Here is a 21327-nt window from a genome sequence, read left to right as displayed (position 1 = left end):
TTAAACAATACTAAACTATGACAATGTCTCAATGGTTTTTGTTTTTTCTTTTAGTACAAGTTATACACTTTCTTGGAACTTGGAAATTATACGTAAAAGCTGGAAAGAAAAGCTGGCAAGCTATCGTGCCTGTATATAATGCTGTGGTCTTAATGCAAATCATTAACCGTCCTAGATGGTGGGTTATCTTATTGTTTGTACCTATTGTGAATTTAATCATGTTTCCAGTAGTTTGGGTAGAGACACTGAGAAGCTTTGGAAAAAACAAAACAGTAGACACTATACTAGGAGTAGTAACACTAGGTCTTTATATCTATTATATCAACTATGCTGTCGATGTAAAATATGTAGAAAACAGAAGCACAAAAGCAGCTACAAGCTCAGGCGAAACTGTTAGTTCTATTCTATTTGCAGTTGTAGTGGCTACAGTGATTCACACTTATGTAATCCAACCTTATACAATACCAACATCTTCTTTAGAAAAGACCTTATTAGTAGGAGACTTCTTATTCGTAAGTAAGTTTCATTATGGAGCAAGAACTCCTATAACTACAGTAGCGTTACCAATGGTACATGATACTTTACCATTTACAAAGAAAAATTCTTACTTAAAGAAACCACATTTACCATACTTTAGATTACCTGGTTTTCAAAAGATACAACACAACGATATCGTCGTGTTCAACTGGCCAACTGATACTGTTTATCAGTTCAACGATCCACTTAGAAGACCTGCTGTTGATAAACCAATCGACAAGAAAACAAACTATGTTAAACGAGCTGTAGGTTTACCAGGAGAAAACATTTCGTTAGTTAATGGTGATGTTTACATCAATAATGAGAAACTAAAACTAAATGATCGTGCTAGATTACAGAACACCTATACTGTAAAAACAGACGGTACACCTTTAGATCTTAATGCTTTAGTAAAACGACTAGATACAAGAGAGGGTATTGAGTACTTTAACAATGATCCGAAAACTCTAATCTTCGCTGCATTAACAGATGAGAATGTTGAAGTTTTAAAGTCTATGTCTCAAATAGTAAGTGTTACAAAAGGATATCCAGAAGAAGCTAAAGCGTATATTCAAGCAGCGTATGCTAATGTAATATTCCCTCATAACTCAAAAACATGGACAAATGATGACTTAGGTCCTCTACATATCCCTGCTAAAGGAGAGACAGTTACTTTAAATGCAGATAACTTCCCAATGTATCAAAGAGTTATTCAGGTATATGAAGGTAATAAATTAGAAATTAAAGATAATAAAATCTATATCAACGACGTAGCTACAGATAAATACACTTTCCAACAAGATTATTACTTCATGATGGGAGACAATAGAAACAGATCTGAAGATAGTAGATATTGGGGATTTGTACCTGAAGACCATATTGTTGGAAAACCCGTTTTTGTGTGGTTAAGTTTAGATCAATACGTTCCATGGTCAAAAGCATTAGATAAGATTCGTTGGGATAGAATGTTTACCACAGTAAATGGTAATGGTAAACAGACTTCTTACTTCCCTTACTTCTTAGTAGCCGTGATAGGTTTAGTAGGTTATAATACTTACAAAAAGAGAAAAGAAAAAAAGAATTCGAAATATTAAAATAAAACATGAATAACATAATTATTCATCCTAGTTACTTCCCTTCTATCAGTCACTTTGTAGCTATGCTACAAGCAGACAAAATAACATTTGAGATGGAAGATAACTTTCAAAAACAAACCAATAGAAATAGAGCGTTCATTTACAGTGCTAATGGAAAGCAAATGCTAAATATTCCAATCAAACACTCAGAAGAACCTAAACAAAAATATAAGGATGTAAGAATAGAGCATGCTTTTGGCTGGCAAAAACAGCATTTTAAAAGCCTAGAAGCAGCTTATAGAACTTCTCCTTACTTCGAGTACTTTGAAGATGAAATTCGTCCTATTTTTGAAGGAAAACCAGAGTTTATGTTAGATCTTAACCTTCAAATACATGAAGTATTATGTTCTTGTTTAGGGATAGACCTCCCTTATGAACAAACTAAAGACTACCATAAAGAGGTAAGCAATGACATTACTGATTTGAGAACTTTAATAAATGGTAAAAAAGATACTAATATCTATACACCATACATCCAAGTTTTTGATGAAAAACATGGCTACCTAAACAACCTAAGCATTCTGGACTTATTATTCAATGAAGGAAGACATGCTATCGATTATCTTAAAAAGCAGTCACTAAGCATATAAAAAAAGCTGACCAATGGTCAGCTTTTTTTCTTTCATAGCGCAATTTTATACTTTTATTTTAAGTACTATAACGATAAATTATAAGTAACAAACAATCAACATATCTTTTCCTTTTCATAGCATTAAAAATCGTTGATGACTTTATCGTTATACACTTAAGACAATAATTCTGAAAAAAGTCACATCATTTTATACAATTTATTTAAAACAAATTGTATTCAACTAACAATCAGCCTCTCCTCTCACAAAAAGATTTAAATTATCTGGAGATAGAAAAGGAATATCCAGTCCTAAACCACGTATAATAAACAACATTCCAAAGACTACAATAACATAAGGGTAATACTTCATAATACCATTTCTTACTTTAGGAGAAAACATATCTCTAACATAAATAATAGAACTCATCAAAGGAATAGTTCCTACTCCAAATAGAGCCATATATAGCATCCCCATAGATACACTCTGTGTAGCTAATGCACCAAACAATGCGACATAAACCATACCGCATGGTAAAAAGCCATTAAAAAAACCAATAAAATACAATGTTCCTTTATTCTGTTTTTTAAACTGACCTCCTAGTTTAGTTTTAATCTTACTCACTACAAAGTAAAAAGGTTTTAAAAAGCCAAAGTTACCAAGCTTGTTTTGTGGTATTAATATAAAGACAATCATTAAGATCCCAACTACTATAGACATCTGCTGTTGTAGTCCTGCTAAGTAAAGCCCCTTACCAAACATCCCAAAAACAAGTCCTAAAATAGAATATGCAGATATTCTTCCTAAATGATAGGTGAATATCTGCATAGCTTTAGTACCGTTACTCTTAGAAACTGGCAACATCATAGCTATAGGACCGCACATACCAATGCAATGCAAACTACTAATCAGTCCAAAAATAAGAGCTGTAATCACTAATTAATCTTTTTTTACAGTTAAACTTTGTTTATTTCTGTAATCTGCTCCATTATAAGACCATTCTACCGCAATATCCCAACGACCGTCTACCAAAGCATTGTTAGGTATGAGCAAATTGGAAGAAGACAGAGATATAGGCATATCAAAGTCTAATTTCTGGTTAGACGGTCTGTATAGGAATATTTTACCTGTAATATTTTTTGCGTCAAAATCTGAAGGAAATACAATAGATATATCTCCAGCTTTAGTAGACTCAATAGACACAGGAGTCGCAAGCTTCAATGCTGCTACTTCCCTATCGTGTTTACCATCTACTTCTATTTCTTGTTGATAATAATTTTCAGTAACTAATTCATTATCATATTTACTATCAATCTGTACTCTTATAACATATTGCAGAATGAAGACCATAAAAATCCCCATAGCAATAACAATACCTGTTCCAAAATTAAACTTCATACCTAACAAATTTTAATATTAATCCAATGTTCTAGGGCCTAAGAAGTTTGTTGATGTTGTTTGAATCAACTTATCCCCTTCATATACCTCTATTTTAACTTTTGTACGATGACTTTCTAACAAGAACTGCGGAACATCTATAAACATAGTTCCTTCTGCATACCCTTCTTTATCCACTTTTATAATTGCATTCCCTACTAAAGTAATAACTCCCGTTTCTGGTGAAGACAACTTGAAAGTTACATTCTCGAAATCCTTCATCGTTTTATTTACTACCTTAAAGGTATAAATGTTTCTAATATTCTCTTTATCATCTACAGTGACGTGTGTATAAGTTTGACCTGCAACACGAAGCACAGTAGCTTCAATATCTGTTCTTAAGAACAATAACCCTACCAAAATAGTCATTAGGATACAAAGAACAGCTACATAACCTTTCTGACGTAGACTAAACTTAAACTTAGTACCTTCTGATATCTCAGATTCAGATGCATAGCGTATTAAACCAGTAGGTAAACCAACACTCTCCATCATATGATCACACTCATCAATACAAGCCGTACAGTTCACACACTCTAACTGAGTACCGTTACGTATATCAATACCTGTAGGACATACATTTACACATTGTTTACAATCAATACAATCTCCAATACCCTCGGCTACTCTATCAACTCCTTTTTTAAACTTAGCTCTTCCGTTTGTTGCTTCACCACGTACGTGATCATAAGCTACAATTATAGATTTGTTGTCTAATAATACTCCTTGTAATCTACCATAGGGACAAGCAATAACACATACTTGCTCTCTAAACCATGTAAATACAAAGTAGAAAGCTCCAGTAAATATGATCAATCCCATAAAACGTCCCATATGATCTGCTGGTCCGTCTTTCATCATCTGAAGAACGACATCACTTCCAATAATATAAGCTAAGAAAACATTAGCAATCAAAAAGGAAATAACAAAGAATATAAACCATTTTAAGACTCTCTTTCTAATCTTCTCAGAAGTCCAAGGCTGTTTATCTAAACGCATTTGAGCCCCTCTGTCACCATCAATCCAATATTCAATACGTCTAAAAACCATTTCCATAAAAATCGTTTGAGGACAGATCCAACCACAAAATATACGACCAAATGAAACTGTAAATAGGGTAACAAAAACTACCCCTATAATCATAGATATTACTACAAGATAAAAATCCTGTGGCCAGAAAGGAAAACCAAAAATATTAAACTTTCTATCTATTACGTTAAACAATAAAAACTGGTTCCCATTTATCTTAATAAATGGCGCAGCAAAAAGAAACAATATAAGAGCGTAACTTACGATCTTACGTTTATTATAAAAAGGGCCCGAAGGTTTTTTAGGATAGATCCAAGCTCTTTTACCATCTTTGTCAATTGTACCTATGGAGTCACGGAAACTCTCATCATGTATTGTAGCCATAGTAAAATGTTTTTCAATGAGTAATAAAGCAATAAACTACTTATACTCTATTCTTATTATGTTAGTTTATAATAGTGCTTAAGCACAAGTTCTTGACAGATAATCTGTCAGAAATCTTTTAATTATTGTCGCCTAAAAGATTCCTTATTCTCTTAATCTGAAATATATCTAACTGTTCCGCTTTCCCTAACCAAAGTAAAAAACACAAACAATCCTATTCACTTATTAAAAAGATAAGATTTACTTCTCATCTACTGTTATATCAACACCTATATTTATCAAGCTCAAAAAAGCATAATCACTTCTAAATACCTACTCCTTTAAACAGTTTAACTCTACCAAGTCTTCATTTAATAACTAAATAGAACCTTGACAGACATAAACTTTTTTATACTAGAAAGGTACGAAAAATGCTCTCAATATGCATTGTTTTTATGATAATAATACTACATATAACATCTTTATTAACAACAATAAGCTAAATAAGTCAACACCTCTTAATTAATAGAAAATAATTGGTATAAAAGAGGGCTAAATTGTCAACCTTAGCCCTCTATTCTTTTTACCAGTCTATACTAATAAGTTAGCATAGACTATATTATTTTAATTCTTTACTTCAACAGTTTCTGCGTCTACAGCAACCTCTTCTGAAGTTTCTTCTTTCGCACCTTCTTCTGATGCATCTCCTTTTGTCAATTCTGCTTTAGACCATACGATATCTCCTTCTGGAGCTTTAGCCTCTGCTGGAACAGTACCATTAAGAGAAATAACATAAGAAGCTAACTTTTCAATTTCAGATGGTTTGAAATTTGACTTCCAAGGCACCATTCCTTTTCCAGGACGTCCACCTTCAGAAATTGTATTGAAGACATTTTTCATACCTCCACCTAATATCCAATGGTCGTCAGTTAAGTTAGGTCCAATAGCTCCACCACCGTCATTCTTATGACATACAGCACAGTTAGTATCAAAAAGTGCTTTACCAGCAGCTAATACAGTTGGATCGTCAGAGAACACTGCTTGATCAGCTGTTAACATATCAGGAGCGTTTTTCTTGTACTCCTCAACTTGTTCTTTAGCAGCAATCATTTCTTTTTCAAACTCAGCAACTTGATTATCTGCATCAAATACGTGATATCTCAACATATAGATTACAGCAAAAATTGCAGTTACATAGAAAAGTCCAACCCACCATGGTGGTAAATCATTATCTAACTCTTTAATTCCATCATAATCATGATCCATCATGATATCGCCTTCTTGCTCAATTGTTTTAGTGTTAGTCAATTTTTGCATTAAGCGTTTTACCCAAGGGGCATCTCTTAATGGACGACTAGCTTCTTTTTGTTTTAGAGCTCTCTCTTCAGGAGTCATTAAGCGATCCAAAATCTTGTTTGTTGCAGATGCTACAATTTCAACAGCAATCAATGCGAACAAGAATAAACCTAATAATATTAGAACAACGGGATGTTCTACAAAAGCCGGTTTATCACTATCCCCCCCTACTAACCATTCTATCGCTAAAAAGAAAATAGCAAATAGAAGAGGAACTCTTACATATACTGGAAAAAACTTTTTCATAATTTTCGTGAATTACTATCAACATTGTGCTCTTCATCATCCATGAATGGCATATTGCTCAATTCTTCTATTGTGTCTTTCTTATAAGTAGCAACCCACACGAAAAGTCCAACAAAGAATGTAAAGAAAATAATAAGTGATATAATAGGGAATATCTCCACTCCACCTATTGTTTCCATATTATGTTTAATGAATTTTAGCATATTGATTCATTTTAAAATATTATTCTTCTACCTTTTTAATGTCGGTACCTAAACGTTGTAGATAAGCAATCACTGCTACGATCTCACGATCACTCATAGGTATAAACTCTTCACCTTTTGCTTGTGCACGTTTTTTACTGTCCTCGTATGACTTAACATAGTCAGGATCTCCTTCTAAATTCTTAGCAATCTCTTCAGATTGTGCTTTTATAGAAGCTTTTGCGTTAGCAATATCCTCATCTGTATATGGAACTCCTAAAGTTCTCATCACACTCATTTTAGTTTCTATGTTTGAATAGTCTGCATTTTTATTAGCAAATAACCATTTATATCCAGGCATGATTGAATTTGGAGATGTTGACTGAGGGTCATACATGTGGTTATAATGCCAACTATCAGAATATTTACCTCCTACTCTAAATAAATCTGGACCTGTTCTCTTAGAACCCCATAAGAATGGGTGATCGTAAACATATTCACCTGATTTTGAGTACTCACCATATCTTTCAACTTCTGAACGGAAAGGACGAATCATTTGTGAGTGACATCCCACACAACCTTCTCTAATATATAGGTCACGACCTTCTAATTCTAGAGGAGTATATGGTTTAACACTTGTAATTGTAGGAATATTTGACTTAACAAATATCGTAGGAACAATCTGTACCAATCCTCCAATTAAGATAGCTACTGTAGTTAAAATAGTAAATTGAATAGGTCTTCTCTCTAAATGAGTATGCCATCCTTCTCCTTTTAATCTACCAGCAGAAATTCTTTGTAATGCAGGTGCTTCAGCTAATTCATCTTGAACTGGTTGACCAGCTTTTACAGTTTTATAGATATTATAAATCAATACTAATACCCCTGCTAAATATAATGTACCTCCAATAGCACGCATTGCATACATTGGCATAATAGCTGTAACTGTCTCTAAGAAGTTACCATATTTTAAAGTTCCATCAGGGTTAAAGTCTTTCCACATTAAGTGTTGAGAGAAACCTGCCACATATAATGGAATAGTATATAAGATAATACCTAATGTACCAATCCAGAAGTGGAAGTTAGCAGCTGCTTTAGAATAAAGCTCTGTTTTAACCATTCTAGGAATTAACCAGTACACCATACCAAATGTCATGAATCCGTTCCAAGCTAACGCTCCAACGTGTACGTGAGCTACGATCCAGTCAGTATAGTGAGCAATAGCGTTTACGTTTTTAAGAGATAACATTGGTCCTTCAAAAGTAGCCATACCGTATCCTGTAATACCTACTACGAAGAATTTTAATACTGGATCAACTCTAACTTTATCCCAAACTCCACGAAGAGTTAAAAGACCGTTGATCATACCTCCCCAAGATGGTGCAATTAACATTACTGAGAACACAACTCCTAAGTTTTGAGCCCATTCTGGTAATGCTGAATACAATAAGTGGTGAGGACCTGCCCAAATGTATAAGAAAATTAAAGACCAGAAGTGAATAATAGATAGTCTATAAGAATAAACTGGTCTATTCGCAGCTTTTGGTAAATAATAATACATTAACCCTAAGAAAGGTGTAGTTAAAAAGAATGCTACCGCATTATGTCCATACCACCACTGTACTAATGCATCTTGCACCCCTGCATACACAGAGTAAGATTTAAATGCACTTACAGGTAACTCTAATGAGTTAAAGATATGTAATACTGCTACGGTAACAAAAGTCGCTAAGTAGAACCATATTGCAACATAAATATGACGCTCTCTTCTTTTGATTATCGTCATAATCATATTAACACCGAATGTTACCCAAATCACTGCAATCGCAATATCAATAGGCCATTCTAATTCAGCATACTCTTTCGATGTTGTAAAACCTAATGGTAAGGTAATTACAGCACCAATTAAAATTAATTGCCATCCGTAAAAGTGAAGATTACTTAAAAAGTCACTGTACATTCTGGCTTTACATAACCTTTGTAAAGAATAGTATATTCCACCGAAAATTGCGTTACCAACGAACGCAAAAATCACAGCATTAGTATGCAATGGACGCAATCTCCCGAAACTCAACCAAGATATTCCATCTGTTAAGTTAGGAAATATAAACATCACTGCTAAAACTAATCCTACAAGCATTCCGACAGCTCCAAAAAATATTGAAGCATAAAGAAATTTCTTTACAATTTTGTTGTCATAATAAAATTGTTGCACTTCCATAGTTGTTTATATTTGATTTTCTTTTTGTTTATTATATGTTTTTTTTTCTTTCTTCTCTTTTGAAGTGATTTTCACTTCGTCATCAAAAAGCATACGCACTGAAGGTGTATACGCGTCATCAAACTGACCGCTTTTTACTGACCGTATAAATAAGTATAGAAATATACCAGCTACTACTACACTGATACTAATTAAGAAATATATAACACTCATACCTAATATTTACTTGTCAAAATTAACATTATCTAATACCTTAAAACATGATAACTATCATATTTGGCTTTTTATCTTAATCTTTCTTTATAATTCTCCTTGCAAAATAATTACTCATAATTGTTACAAAGCTTATTATAGAAACAGTGCTTATTGGCATTAATATAGCCGCTACTAATGGAGACATTTTGTTCATTATAGACACTGTAATACCAATCACATTATAGCTCAAAGCTAAGATATAACTTAATTTGATAATTTTAACAGATTTCTTTGAATAATTTAAGAACGATTTTAAATATTTAAACATTTTCGCATCTAGAATAGCATCACTTGCAGGAGTAAAAACATTAACATTCTCAGAAACAGATACTCCTACATTACTTTGAGCTAATGCACCTGCATCATTTAAACCATCCCCTACCATCATTACATTTCCTTCTTCTTCTTGTATTTTTTTGATATATTCCAATTTCTCTTCTGGCTTCTGATTAAAAACCAACGAAGTAGAGCTAGGAAGAAGTTTTTCCAACACCTTTCTCTCACCATCATTATCCCCCGATAGAATAACTAATTTATATCCTATATTTGTTAAATTTTCAAACAATTCTGTAATACCTTCTCTATAGTGGTTAGCAAATACAAACTTCCCTTTGTACTCCCCATTAATTTGTATATGAACTGCTGTTTCATTTAATACTTGCTCACTTTGAATTCCTAATAAACCAGGAGATCCTATTAGATAACTATTCTTATTTATTGTACCTAACAGTCCTTTTCCTGGTATTTCTTCAAATATCTCTGGTTTAACAACCACCTTTGTAGACAAAAAATTATACAGTTTCCTGCTCAAAGGATGATTAGACGCTCTAATAATATTTCGAATATCACCTTGTTCTTCTTTAGACAGCTCTTCTCCCACATACTGTATAGTTGAACTTGCATTGGTAGTAATCGTACCCGTTTTATCAAACACAATGGTATTTACCTTTGCCATTTGTTCTACGACAGTAACATTTTTTAAATAGAACTTATTTCGACCATAAATACGAATAGCATTTCCTAAAGTAAATGGAGCTGTCAAAGCTAGCGCACAAGGACAGGCTACGATTAGAATTGCTGTAAACACATTAAAAGCAGCATTGATATCCACAAAAGCCCAGCCTATAAAAGCAGATATAGAAATCAGCAACAATACAGGGGTAAAATAATGACTAATCGTATCTGTTATAGTTTTATACTTAATATCTACTTTTTTCTGGAAGACGTCATTACTCCATAACTGAGTTAGATAACTTTGAGAAACCGTATTCACTGCCTCTATCTCAATAACGTCTCCGACTTGTTTTCCTCCTGCAAAAACTTTATCTCCTGATTTCTTTTCTACAGGAACAGCTTCACCTGTTACAAAACTATAATCAATAAACGCTGATTCTGAAATTAATATTGAATCTACAGGTACTAGTTCTTGGTTACGAATCAGAAGACGATCCCCTTTTACAACTTCATAGACTTGAATAGGTTCTTCTACTCCATCCTCTCCCATCTTAGTAATTGCAATAGGAAAATAGGATTTATAATCTCTTTCAAAAGACAAGAAGTTATAAGTGCGTTGTTGAAACAGTTTTCCTAATAACATAAAGAAAACTAACATAGTCATACTATCAAAAAAACCAGGACCTAAATCAAATATAATATCTATAGTACTACGGATAAACATAACTATAATCCCTAAAGACATAGGAATATCAATAGTATAGTTTTTTGTTTTAATACCTTTCCAAGCAGCTAAGTGGTAAGGAGAAGCTGAATAAAAAAAGACAGGTAAAGAAATAAGTAATATAAGCCATCTAAAAAAATCCTTATATTCTCTCATCCAGATATCATCAATATTAAAATATTCTGGGAAAGAAAGCATCATAACATTCCCAAAACTAAAGAATGCTATCCCTATTTTATAAATTAAGCTTCTATCTATAGCCTGAGGTTTATCTTCATAGTTCTTCAAACTTATATAAGGCTCATAACCAATCTTAGTTAACAATAGCACCAGTTCCTTTAAAGATACTTTTTCCGAATTAAATGTAATAGTCGCTTTCTTTTCAGGAAAATTAACCAATACCCTAATCACTCCTTCATTTAGCCTATGCAGATTCTCTAATATCCAAATACAAGAACTACAGTGGATATGTGGAATATATAAAGAAACAATATTAGTTGTCCCCTCATTAAACTCTAGAAGCTTGTTAATAATTTCTGTTTTTTCTAAAAAATCATACTTCCCATTTGCTTCTTCTGGAGTAGCACCTGGAGTAGTCTCCATGTCATAATAACAGCTTAAATCATTCTCGCTAAAAATCTCATAAACTGTCTTACACCCATTACAACAAAACTCTTTATCATCGAAGTCAATGCGGTTAAAAGTAGTCACCTCATTACCACAGTGATAACACTTATTCTTATCCATAAATTATTGCTCATTTTACCTATACCAAAGGTCTACGTTTAATAATGGAGAATATATGACATTTATCATAAAAAATCACTATATTTGTAGAGTTATTTTAACAAAAACTACTTGGTCATGGGCAGATGTGAACAGTGTATTATTAGAGAATTTAGTTCTCTAAAAGCATTAACTAGAGAAGAGCTTTTAACAATATCTGAAACTAAAACGCACTTTATCGTAAAAAAAGGAGAAACCATCTTTACTGAAGGCGATAACCTTAATGGCGTATTTTGTATCAAAGACGGTTTTTGTAAATTGACAAAACTGAACTCTAATGGTAAAGACACAATTGTTAAGCTTGCTAAAAATGGTGACCTTTTAGGACAACGCTCTATCATTAATGAAGAGACATCAAATCTTACTGCAACAGCAATTGAAGACATGCAAATCTGTTTTATTCCTAAAAAAGAAATGATGGAATACTTCACAGATAACAATAAGTTCTCTCTACTTGTCACCAGAGATATCTGTAACCACTTAAAAGATGCAGATAAAGGCTTAGCTGACCATACACACAAAACAGTTAAAGAACGACTTGCTATCATACTTCTAAAACTAGAAGAAGTTGGAGGGATTAATCCTGAAAATAATGCCCTGAATATTCAACTGTCTAGAGAAGATCTTGCTAATATGGTAGGTACTGCTACAGAAAGTTGTATTCGCTTATTATCAGAACTTAAAAAAGATGGTATAATAGAATTATCTGGTAAAAAGATCATTCTAAAAGACAAAAACGAACTAAAAGCATTAGCTCAATAATATCATTCATTCTTTAACGTAACTTTTTATCATTTAAACTTAGATATCATTATTTAATATTCTTAAAATAATGTATTTTCGCAACATGATGAATGAAAAATATATAGAGCAGCTTCAATCTATTTTAAGCTCGCCAAAAAAGATAAGTATTATCCCTCATAGAAACCCTGATGGTGATGCCATTGGTTCTACCTTAGGATTATATCATGTTTTAAAAGCTTTAGGACATGAAGCATATATTATATCTCCTAATGACTTTCCTCACTTCCTTGCTTGGATGCCAGCCAGTGAAGACATTATAATCTTTGATAAGAAAAAAGAACTAGCTAATCAGATTCTTTCTTCTAGTGATTACATATTCACATTAGATTTTAATATTCTATTAAGAACAGGGGAAGAAATGGAAAAAGTTCTTGAAAAAATGACCGCTCCATTTGTAATGATAGATCATCACCAAATGCCTGGTGACTATGCTGCATTAACCTTCTCTAACCCTGAATTTGGATCTACATGCGAACTACTATATACTATTATACAAAGATTAAAACTAACTCATTTAGTTGATAAAGATGCTGCTACTTGTATATATACAGGCATTGTAACTGATTCTGGATCATTTAGATTTCCTAAAACAAACGCTAATACCCATCGTGTTATAGCAGAACTTATAGATAAAGGAATAGACAACCCTGCTATACACAATGCTTTATTCGACAATAGTAATTATAACAGATTACAGTTGTTAGGTAAAGCGTTACAAAACATGGTCATTTTACCAGAATACAACACATCATATATATTCCTAACTGATAAAGAACTTAATGAATTCCAACATCAAAAAGGAGATACAGAAGGTTTTGTTAACTATGGTTTATCGATAAAAGGAATTGATTTAACCTTTTTCTTTATTGAAAGAAAAGATGAAGGAATTGTAAAAATATCACTAAGATCACAAGGTAATATGGATGTGAACCAACTAGCTCGTAAATATTTCGAAGGTGGAGGACATGTAAATGCAGCGGGTGGTAAATCAACCTTATCTTTAGAAGATACCATAACAAGATTTACAGACATCATTAAAAAGCATAAAAAAGAATTCTATGTATAAATCTATTCAGTTTCTAAGTTTAGCATTATTTGCTGTTTTTGCTACTAGTTGTAATCAAGATAAAGAAGCAAGAAAACCGATATCGAAGTCAAAAGAAAGTATTATACAAAGCTCTGCTTTGAAAAATATGGATATGGTTAAAAGTGAAGAAGAACTCATAAGCCAATACATAGAAACAGATAAAGAAAACACATATATAAATTCTAAAAACGGTTTTTGGTACAGTTATAAAGAAAGAAAAATACATGACTCTATCAGACCGTCAGAAGGTAATACTATCATGTACACTTACGAAGTTAGTACATTAAAAGATAGTTTATTGTATTCTACTAATGATATAGGGGTACTATCTTATGTAGTAGATAAAGAAGACATCCTTCCTATATTAAGACACTCAATAAAACTCATGAAAAAGAATGAGTCTATAAAAGTACTTAGTCCTTCTATACTAGCATACAGCTATCTAGGAGACAGAAACAAAATAGGTAAAAACCAACCATTAATATTCACTATAGATCTAAAATCAATAGAAAAAAGTAACTAAAATAATATGAAAAAAATGACAAGTTTAATTCTAAGTATTGTAGCATTAGCTGCTTCTTGTACTTCAGCGAAAACAGATTTACCAGATGGTTTATATGCTGATATCAAAACATCAAAAGGCAATATCGTTGTAGAACTAGAATATGAAAAAGCACCAGTAACAGTTGCTAATTTCGTTTCATTAGCAGAAGGTAATAACCCTTTTGTTGATAAACAATATAAAGACAAACCTTATTTTGACGGTATTACTTTCCATAGAGTAGAACCCAATTTTGTTATACAAGGTGGAGATCCTACAGGTACAGGTTCTGGTGGACCAGGATATGTATTTAAAGACGAGTTTGACCCAAGTTTAAAACATGATAAAGCAGGTACTTTATCTATGGCTAACAGTGGACCTTTTACGAACGGAAGTCAATTCTTTATTACACATAAAGCTACTCCACATTTAGATGGAATGCATTCAGTTTTTGGATATACTGTAAAAGGTCTTGACATTGTTAACTCTATCACTCAAGGAGACAAGATGGAGTCTGTAAAAATCATTCGAGTAGGAAAAGAAGCTAAAAAATTCAACGCAGTTAAAGTGTTTAAAAAATACTTTGAAGACGCTGACAAAGCTAAAAAGGATCAAGCAGACAAAGTAGAAGGTGCCCAAAAAGAATACGCTTCTAAATTCGCAGAATTAAAAGCAAAAGCTACTAAAACACACTCTGGTCTATCTTATGTTATCATTAACGAAGGAGAAGGGAAAAAGCCTAATATCGGACAAGACGTTATGATTGATTACGCAGGATTCTTTGAAAATGGACTTATGTTTGATTCAAGCAACGAGGAATTATCTAAGCTTTTCGGTACTTTTGATCAAAGAAGAGCTAACGCTAATCAATATATTCCAATTCCTTTTAAATACGGAACTAAAACAGGTTTAATACCTGGTTTCATTGAAGGAATAGAACAAATGAAAATAGGAGACAAAGCAATTATCTTTATCCCTGCTCATTTAGCTTACGGAGAACGTGGAGTTGGTCCTATCCCTCCTAACACTGATTTAGTTTTCCAATTAGAAATGACTACTGAAAAGTAATATTCCAATATATTTAAAATTACAAAAAGGATTGACATACGTCAATCCTTTTTTATTTGCACATACCATAGCATTTCGTATTCATGCATTTAGTACTGTATAAAACCATTTAACATTCCTAACTACAAATCTATAGAAACGAAAAAAGACGTGCTTAAAACACGTCTTTTTTATTTCACATCATTTATAATGAAATATTTATTTTTAAGCTTCAGATACCTCTTCTGCTGGTTGTTCTTGTTGTGGTAAATCTGCTCTAGTCAAGAATGTCATTACCTCAGAATCAATCTCGAAAATAGTTTTTCTAAATAATTCAAATGCTTCGAATTTATAGATTAACAATGGATCTTTTTGCTCATGCACAGCTAACTGAACAGATTGCTTTAATTCATCCATTTTTCTTAAATGCTTCTTCCATGCCTCATCTAGGATAGTCAAAGTAATGTTTTTCTCAAAATCATTAATTAATGACATTCCTTCAGTAGCATAAGCTTCTTCTAAGTTAGTTACGATATTAATCGTTTTAACACCGTCTGTAAAAGGAACTACGATACGCTCAAACTGACCTGCATTGTTCTCATAAACATTTTTGATCACTTTGAATGCTTCTGTTGCACTACGTTTACATTTATCAGCATAAGCATTATAAACGATATCGTATTGCTTATTAGCGATAGCAACTACATCGCCTTTTGCAAATTCTTCTTCACTAACTACATTGTTCGTACCGAAATTACGGATAATATCAAATTCGTAATTTTTATAGTCACTAGCTAATTTGTTAGTTTCTACAATACGCTCACATAGGTCATACATCATATTCGCGATATCCACTTTAAGGCGCTCTCCGAATAAGGCATGCTTTCTACGTTTATAGATTACTTCACGTTGTGCATTCATTACGTCATCATATTCTAATAAACGCTTACGAATACCGAAGTTATTCTCTTCTACTTTTTTCTGAGCTCTTTCTATAGACTTTGTCATCATAGAGTGTTGGATAACTTCTCCATCCTCTAATCCCATTCTATCCATTAATTTAGCTACACGGTCAGATCCGAATAGACGCATCAAGTTATCTTCAAGTGACACATAGAACTGTGAGCTACCTGGATCCCCTTGACGACCTGCACGACCTCTTAACTGACGGTCTACACGACGAGAGTCATGGCGCTCAGTACCGATGATAGCAAGACCTCCTAAGTCTTTTACTTCTTGAGAAAGCTTAATATCCGTACCACGACCTGCCATGTTTGTAGCAATAGTTACGATACCTGACTGTCCTGCTTCTTCTACGATTTGAGCCTCTTGTTTATGCAATTTAGCATTCAACACATTGTGTCTAATACCACGCATTTTCAATGATCTACTTAATAACTCAGAAATTTCAACTGATGTTGTACCGATCAACACTGGACGTCCAGCATTTGATAACTCTACTACATCCTCGATTACTGCTTTAAATTTCTCACGTACCGAACGATAAATCTTATCTTCTTTATCATGACGAGCAATACCTCTATTTGTAGGAATCTCTACAACGTCTAATTTATAAATCTGTAAGAACTCACCTGCTTCTGTAATCGCCGTACCAGTCATACCTCCTAGTTTGTTATACATACGGAAGTAGTTCTGTAATGTAATTGTAGCAAATGTTTGAGTAGCTGCTTCAATTTTCACATTCTCTTTAGCCTCGATAGCTTGGTGTAATCCATCTGAGTAACGACGTCCATCCATGATACGTCCTGTTTGCTCATCTACGATCATAATTTTGTTATCCATTACTACATACTCTGTATCTTTTTCGAATAGAGTATAAGCTTTTAATAACTGGCTTAAAGTGTGGATACGCTCACTTTTCACTCCGAAGTCTTGGAACAATACTTCTTTTGCTTCAGCCTCTTCATCCTTAGATAAGTTTAGCGCTTCGATCTTAGCGATTTCAACACCGATATCTGGAAGTACAAAGAAGTTTTGATCTGTATCTTTTGATAAGAATTGAATACCTAAGTCCGTTAACTGTACTTGATTATTCTTTTCTTCGATCACGAAGTATAAAGCCTCATCTACTTTATGCATTTCTCTATTGTTATCCTGCATATAGTAGTTCTCTGTTTTTTGAAGTATTTGTTTTACTCCTTCTTCACTTAAGAACTTAATTAACGCTTTATTCTTAGGTAAACTTCTATATGCTCTAAACAATAAGAAACCACCTTCTTTAGTGTTTCCTTCACGAATTAATTTTTTAGCTTCTGCTAAGAATCCGTTAGCTAGCTTTCTTTGCATCTCTACTAGGTTAGCTACTTCTGGTTTTAATTCATTAAATTCATGACGATCTCCTTGTGGTACAGGTCCAGAAATAATCAATGGCGTTCTAGCATCATCGATTAATACAGAATCCACCTCATCCACGATTGCAAAGTTGTGTTTTCTCTGTACTAATTCTTCTGGAGTATGTGCCATATTATCACGTAGGTAATCAAAACCGAATTCGTTATTTGTACCGTATGTAATATCTGCTGCATAAGCCGCTTTTCTACCTGGAGAGTTTGGTTGGTGATTATCAATACAATCAACAGTCATTCCGTGGAACTCGAACAATGGAGCTTTCCACTGACTATCACGTTTTGCTAAGTAATCATTCACTGTTACTAAGTGAACTCCATTTCCTGTTAATGCATTTAAGTACAATGGTGAAGTTGCTACTAATGTTTTCCCCTCCCCTGTATGCATCTCAGCAATTTTACCTTGGTGTAATACGATTCCTCCGATTAACTGTACATCATAGTGAATCATGTCCCAAGTAACTTGTTTTCCTGCTGCAGACCAGGTATTAGCCCAGTGTGCCTTATCCTCTACGATAGTCACATAAGGTTTAGTCTCTGCGAAGATTCTATCTTGTTCTGTTGCAGTAACGATTACTGTTTCATTTTCTTTGAATCGACGAGCTGTTTCTTTTACTACTGCGAATGCCTCTGGTAGAATATCCAATAGCAATTTCTCAGAGTTGTTATAAGCCTCTTTTTCTAAGCTATCAATGCTAGCGTAGATAGACTCTCTCTTATCGATATCTTGCGTTTTCTCAATTTCTTCTTTATAAGAAGCGATTTTAGCATCTTGATCTGCTCTAGACTGCTGTATCTTTTCTTTGAAGTAAATTGTTTTCGCTCTTAGTTCATCGTTTGAAAGGCTAGATAAAGCTCCTTCATACGTTTTTATTTTCTCAATTAAAGGCTTGATGTCTTTGATATCTCTTTCTGATTTATCTCCTACAAACACCTTTAATATGCTGTTTATGATACTCATAAATTTATGTGGTTTATTTTTTTATTACTGTCAAATCGTAAAATTAAATAAAAAAAAAGCCTTTTTAGAGGCTTTTTTCTTATCTATATCTTAATACTCATCCTCGTTCCAAAGGTAATCTTCGTCAGTCGGATAGTCTGGCCATATCTCTTCCATTGATTCATAGATCTCTCCCTCATCTTCTATAGATTGAAGGTTTTCTACTACCTCTAGAGGAGCACCTGTTCTAATTGCATAATCAATAAGCTCATCTTTCGTCGCAGGCCATGGAGCATCACTTAGGTAAGATGCTAATTCTAATGTCCAATACATCTCTATTCGTTTTAAATTTTTAATGCAAAAATAATTTTTATTATGAAATTATCAAGCTTTTTTTTATTTATTTCAGCTGTTTTCAAGAACGTAGCTTTTTAAAATCTACAGATTTTAAGAAAAATAACACTTTTTTAGTCTTCTTTTCTTGGAATCCATTTCACTTCTTCAGCCTGTAAATCAAAAGTCAACTTTCGTGCCAACACAAAAAGATAGTCAGAAAGTCGGTTTAAATATTTTAAAACTGACTCGTCTACAGGCTCTGACTCATTCAGACTCACTGACAAACGCTCTGCTCTACGACAAACACATCTTGCAATATGACAATATGACACAGTAGTATGTCCACCTGGCAAAACGAAATGAGTCATCTGTGGTAATGATTCTTCCATACGGTCAATTTCATTTTCTAACAGCTCTATATCCGCCACACTTATTTTTGGAATATTTAGTCTTTCTTTTCCATTTTTCAAAATTGCTTTCTCTGGATCAGTTGCTAATATAGCTCCCACAGTGAATAATCTATCCTGAATCTCTATCAATACTTTTTTATACAAGGGATTCATCTCTTGATCTCGGATTAAACCGATATACGAATTCAATTCATCTACAGTACCATAACTTTCTATTCTGATATGATGTTTTGGTACACGTGTACCGCCAAATAACGCTGTTGTTCCCTTATCTCCAGTTTTTGTATATACTTTCATAATATTGCTCTTGGTTTAATTAACTCACAAAGTACAACAAAAAAAGAATTGTATAATATTTATTCTCTAATCAAATAGCTATTATTTCTAGTTGAAGACTTATACTCACTAAATAAAACAATGCTATCCCTAAAGCTAGTTACTTTTAAACATCAAATATCAACATCTACTTAATACGTTCATCACTTTCTATCACACCATCTCTAAGTCTAATGATGCGATGTGCATGCGCAGCTATATCTTCTTCATGCGTTACTAGTATAACAGTATTTCCATTCGCATGTATTTCATCGAATAGACTCATTATTTCTACAGAAGTCTTAGTATCTAAATTTCCTGTTGGCTCATCAGCTAATATAATAGCTGGCTTATTCACTAGAGCACGAGCTACAGCTACACGCTGTCTCTGTCCTCCTGAGAGTTGATTAGGATGGTGATCTATACGATCACTTAATCCCACTTGGTCTAGCACTTCTTTTGCGCGTGCATTGCGTTCTGCTTTAGAATTGCCAGCATACACCATAGGTAACGCTACATTGTCTAACGCTGTTGTTCTAGGCAATAAATTAAAAGTCTGGAATACAAAACCGATATGCTTATTTCGAATCTCTGCTAATTGATCATCTTTTAGAGCACTAACATCTTTACCATCTAGGTAATAGCTACCCGAAGTAGGTGTATCTAAGCACCCCAATATATTCATCAAGGTAGACTTGCCGCTTCCTGAGGGCCCCATTAGAGCAACATAATCTCCTTTTGCTATTTCTAAATTTACACCTTTCAACACATATACTGTTTCAGAGCCTAATTTAAAATCGCGTTTAATATCTTTTATTTGAATAATATGAGTAGACATAATAGATAGTTTAGTTATGCTTTTAGTTCATTATCTTATCTGACGATCCGAAAGACTCTTCTAAGATAAATAAATTACTAGAAATAATACATCTACGTGCTAACTATCTGATAGAAACTATTACATACGTAGAATAAAATGTTGTTTTAATTGCTCTGATCTAACAAATGCCACACCGTAATAATAGAAATCTACCGTAGCACTGAAGCCTTCATCTAACACAATCTGTTTCCATAAAGCCTCCACATCTTCTCGTCCTTCTCTTCTATCAATCACAAGGACGCTATCATTATGCATTCGAGTACGTAGTTTAGTTATATTGACGTCATTAACACTAGACATATAGATCATATCTACTACATCAGAAGATTCATTCAGTGATTCAGCACAAGCCACCTCCACAGAGAAGACTCCATGTACAGCGAGAGACTGAGGTTGATAATAGCTTAGCATGCGCAACATAAAAGCATCTTTCTTAGCCATTCCTCTCCATCTGCTATCTTTAGGATATAATCCTTTAGTCAGTAAATTAAATATAAACGGAGAGTGTACCCCATGTTCATTACTTGACTTCCACCAATATCTAAAATAGTTCTCTTTCTTAGTCATCCCATTATAGTAAAGATTCTTCTACAAAAATACATATAAATAAAAAAAGCTTCTCAAATGAGAAGCTTTTAGTGACCGCGGCAGGATTCAAACCTGCAACCTTCTGAGCCGTAATCAGATGCGCTATTCAGTTGCGCCACGCGGCCGTTAATTCTTTTATTTATTTCTATCACAGTCTTGATTTGAATCAAGACTTTAGTGACCACGGCAGGATTCAAACCTGCAACCTTCTGAGCCGTAATCAGATGCGCTATTCAGTT

The 21327-nt window shown here is 33.4% G+C and carries 19 protein-coding genes and 1 tRNA gene; 6 read left to right on the top strand and 14 right to left on the bottom strand.

Annotated features, from left to right (window positions below):
• Positions 1–17 precede the first annotated feature (17 nt).
• Complete coding sequence (lepB, locus tag AABL85_RS04955; RefSeq protein ID WP_341309365.1) at positions 18–1610, top strand: signal peptidase I; 1593 nt, start codon at positions 18–20, stop codon at positions 1608–1610.
• A gap of 8 nt (positions 1611–1618) precedes the next feature.
• Positions 1619–2242 carry a WbqC family protein gene (locus AABL85_RS04950; RefSeq protein ID WP_341309364.1) on the top strand — a complete coding sequence of 208 codons (624 nt, stop codon included), beginning with the start codon at positions 1619–1621 and terminating at the stop codon, positions 2240–2242.
• Positions 2243–2464: 222 nt separating this feature from the next.
• Here AABL85_RS04950 and AABL85_RS04945 read toward each other — a convergent pair whose 3' ends face one another.
• The 8 genes from AABL85_RS04945 to AABL85_RS04910 form a co-directional block, all read right to left on the bottom strand.
• A complete protein-coding gene (locus AABL85_RS04945) occupies positions 2465–3157 on the bottom strand; it encodes a sulfite exporter TauE/SafE family protein (protein WP_341309363.1) in 693 nt (230 codons plus the stop codon).
• A gap of 3 nt (positions 3158–3160) precedes the next feature.
• Positions 3161–3619, bottom strand: a complete 459-nt coding sequence (locus AABL85_RS04940) for a FixH family protein (RefSeq protein WP_286413934.1) — start codon at positions 3617–3619, stop codon at positions 3161–3163.
• Between the two features lie 18 nt (positions 3620–3637).
• A complete protein-coding gene (gene ccoG, locus AABL85_RS04935) occupies positions 3638–5071 on the bottom strand; it encodes a cytochrome c oxidase accessory protein CcoG (RefSeq protein WP_341309362.1) in 1434 nt (477 codons plus the stop codon).
• A 603-nt stretch (positions 5072–5674) separates the two neighbouring features.
• On the bottom strand, positions 5675–6652 hold the full coding sequence (locus AABL85_RS04930) for a cbb3-type cytochrome c oxidase N-terminal domain-containing protein (RefSeq protein WP_341309361.1): 978 nt from the start codon (positions 6650–6652) through the stop codon (positions 5675–5677).
• The gene (locus AABL85_RS04925; RefSeq protein WP_006257102.1) at positions 6649–6855 is read right to left on the bottom strand and encodes a CcoQ/FixQ family Cbb3-type cytochrome c oxidase assembly chaperone; all 207 of its coding nucleotides are present in this window, start codon (positions 6853–6855) and stop codon (positions 6649–6651) included. Before AABL85_RS04925 ends, AABL85_RS04930 begins: the two co-directional genes overlap by 4 nt.
• Positions 6856–6874: 19 nt before the next feature.
• Positions 6875–9055 carry a cytochrome-c oxidase, cbb3-type subunit I gene (ccoN, locus tag AABL85_RS04920; RefSeq protein WP_286413941.1) on the bottom strand — a complete coding sequence of 727 codons (2181 nt, stop codon included), beginning with the start codon at positions 9053–9055 and terminating at the stop codon, positions 6875–6877.
• 6 nt (positions 9056–9061) lie between these two features.
• On the bottom strand, positions 9062–9268 hold the full coding sequence (gene ccoS, locus AABL85_RS04915) for a cbb3-type cytochrome oxidase assembly protein CcoS (protein WP_341309360.1): 207 nt from the start codon (positions 9266–9268) through the stop codon (positions 9062–9064).
• 76 nt (positions 9269–9344) lie between these two features.
• Positions 9345–11735: a heavy metal translocating P-type ATPase gene (locus AABL85_RS04910; RefSeq protein WP_341309359.1), complete on the bottom strand. Its 2391-nt coding sequence runs from the start codon at positions 11733–11735 to the stop codon at positions 9345–9347.
• A gap of 117 nt (positions 11736–11852) precedes the next feature.
• Between AABL85_RS04910 and AABL85_RS04905 the strand changes: the two genes are divergently transcribed.
• The 4 genes from AABL85_RS04905 (at position 11853) to AABL85_RS04890 (ending at position 15274) form a co-directional block, all read left to right on the top strand.
• A complete protein-coding gene (locus AABL85_RS04905; RefSeq protein ID WP_041889350.1) occupies positions 11853–12536 on the top strand; it encodes a Crp/Fnr family transcriptional regulator in 684 nt (227 codons plus the stop codon).
• A gap of 85 nt (positions 12537–12621) precedes the next feature.
• Positions 12622–13644 carry a DHH family phosphoesterase gene (locus AABL85_RS04900; RefSeq protein ID WP_286436915.1) on the top strand — a complete coding sequence of 341 codons (1023 nt, stop codon included), beginning with the start codon at positions 12622–12624 and terminating at the stop codon, positions 13642–13644.
• A complete protein-coding gene (gene gldI, locus AABL85_RS04895; RefSeq protein WP_286413952.1) occupies positions 13637–14188 on the top strand; it encodes a gliding motility-associated peptidyl-prolyl isomerase GldI in 552 nt (183 codons plus the stop codon). The genes AABL85_RS04900 and gldI overlap by 8 nt, the downstream gene beginning before the upstream one ends.
• A gap of 6 nt (positions 14189–14194) precedes the next feature.
• Entirely contained in the window at positions 14195–15274 is a 1080-nt protein-coding gene (locus AABL85_RS04890; RefSeq protein ID WP_341309358.1) for a peptidylprolyl isomerase, read from the top strand.
• 204 nt (positions 15275–15478) lie between these two features.
• On the opposite strand, the gene secA is transcribed toward AABL85_RS04890, so the two are convergent.
• The 6 genes from secA to AABL85_RS04860 all read right to left on the bottom strand — a co-directional run bounded on the left by secA (position 15479) and on the right by AABL85_RS04860 (position 21213).
• Positions 15479–18580 carry a preprotein translocase subunit SecA gene (secA, locus tag AABL85_RS04885; RefSeq protein ID WP_341309357.1) on the bottom strand — a complete coding sequence of 1034 codons (3102 nt, stop codon included), beginning with the start codon at positions 18578–18580 and terminating at the stop codon, positions 15479–15481.
• 90 nt (positions 18581–18670) lie between these two features.
• Entirely contained in the window at positions 18671–18892 is a 222-nt protein-coding gene (locus tag AABL85_RS04880) for a DUF2795 domain-containing protein (protein ID WP_002986941.1), read from the bottom strand.
• Positions 18893–19026: 134 nt separating this feature from the next.
• Positions 19027–19602 (bottom strand): cob(I)yrinic acid a,c-diamide adenosyltransferase, encoded by a 576-nt coding sequence (locus AABL85_RS04875; protein ID WP_286413957.1) that lies wholly within the window; start codon positions 19600–19602, stop codon positions 19027–19029.
• 166 nt (positions 19603–19768) lie between these two features.
• Positions 19769–20458 (bottom strand): ABC transporter ATP-binding protein, encoded by a 690-nt coding sequence (locus AABL85_RS04870; protein WP_286413959.1) that lies wholly within the window; start codon positions 20456–20458, stop codon positions 19769–19771.
• Between the two features lie 120 nt (positions 20459–20578).
• Positions 20579–21067: a hypothetical protein gene (locus AABL85_RS04865; protein ID WP_341309356.1), complete on the bottom strand. Its 489-nt coding sequence runs from the start codon at positions 21065–21067 to the stop codon at positions 20579–20581.
• A gap of 72 nt (positions 21068–21139) precedes the next feature.
• Positions 21140–21213 (bottom strand) — tRNA-Arg (locus AABL85_RS04860).
• Between the last annotated feature and the right edge of the window lie 114 nt (positions 21214–21327).

This window comes from Myroides odoratimimus (genome assembly GCF_038039805.1).
Lineage (GTDB): Bacteria > Bacteroidota > Bacteroidia > Flavobacteriales > Flavobacteriaceae > Flavobacterium > Flavobacterium odoratimimum_B.
Note: the sequence above shows the minus strand (reverse complement) of the source record. Positions and strands in the feature narration are given on the sequence as shown.

Coding starts and splice junctions, on each gene's coding strand:
- ccoS (WP_341309360.1), bottom strand. CDS start 9,268: ATGAGTGTTATATATTTCTTAATTAGTATCAGTGTAGTAGTAGCTGGT.
- AABL85_RS04900 (WP_286436915.1), top strand. CDS start 12,622: ATGATGAATGAAAAATATATAGAGCAGCTTCAATCTATTTTAAGCTCG.
- AABL85_RS04890 (WP_341309358.1), top strand. CDS start 14,195: ATGAAAAAAATGACAAGTTTAATTCTAAGTATTGTAGCATTAGCTGCT.
- AABL85_RS04865 (WP_341309356.1), bottom strand. CDS start 21,067: ATGACTAAGAAAGAGAACTATTTTAGATATTGGTGGAAGTCAAGTAAT.
- AABL85_RS04925 (WP_006257102.1), bottom strand. CDS start 6,855: ATGCTAAAATTCATTAAACATAATATGGAAACAATAGGTGGAGTGGAG.
- gldI (WP_286413952.1), top strand. CDS start 13,637: ATGTATAAATCTATTCAGTTTCTAAGTTTAGCATTATTTGCTGTTTTT.
- AABL85_RS04870 (WP_286413959.1), bottom strand. CDS start 20,458: ATGTCTACTCATATTATTCAAATAAAAGATATTAAACGCGATTTTAAA.
- ccoG (WP_341309362.1), bottom strand. CDS start 5,071: ATGGCTACAATACATGATGAGAGTTTCCGTGACTCCATAGGTACAATT.
- AABL85_RS04950 (WP_341309364.1), top strand. CDS start 1,619: ATGAATAACATAATTATTCATCCTAGTTACTTCCCTTCTATCAGTCAC.
- secA (WP_341309357.1), bottom strand. CDS start 18,580: ATGAGTATCATAAACAGCATATTAAAGGTGTTTGTAGGAGATAAATCA.
- ccoN (WP_286413941.1), bottom strand. CDS start 9,055: ATGGAAGTGCAACAATTTTATTATGACAACAAAATTGTAAAGAAATTT.
- AABL85_RS04930 (WP_341309361.1), bottom strand. CDS start 6,652: ATGAAAAAGTTTTTTCCAGTATATGTAAGAGTTCCTCTTCTATTTGCT.
- AABL85_RS04875 (WP_286413957.1), bottom strand. CDS start 19,602: ATGAAAGTATATACAAAAACTGGAGATAAGGGAACAACAGCGTTATTT.
- AABL85_RS04880 (WP_002986941.1), bottom strand. CDS start 18,892: ATGTATTGGACATTAGAATTAGCATCTTACCTAAGTGATGCTCCATGG.
- AABL85_RS04905 (WP_041889350.1), top strand. CDS start 11,853: ATGGGCAGATGTGAACAGTGTATTATTAGAGAATTTAGTTCTCTAAAA.
- AABL85_RS04910 (WP_341309359.1), bottom strand. CDS start 11,735: ATGGATAAGAATAAGTGTTATCACTGTGGTAATGAGGTGACTACTTTT.
- lepB (WP_341309365.1), top strand. CDS start 18: ATGACAATGTCTCAATGGTTTTTGTTTTTTCTTTTAGTACAAGTTATA.
- AABL85_RS04940 (WP_286413934.1), bottom strand. CDS start 3,619: ATGAAGTTTAATTTTGGAACAGGTATTGTTATTGCTATGGGGATTTTT.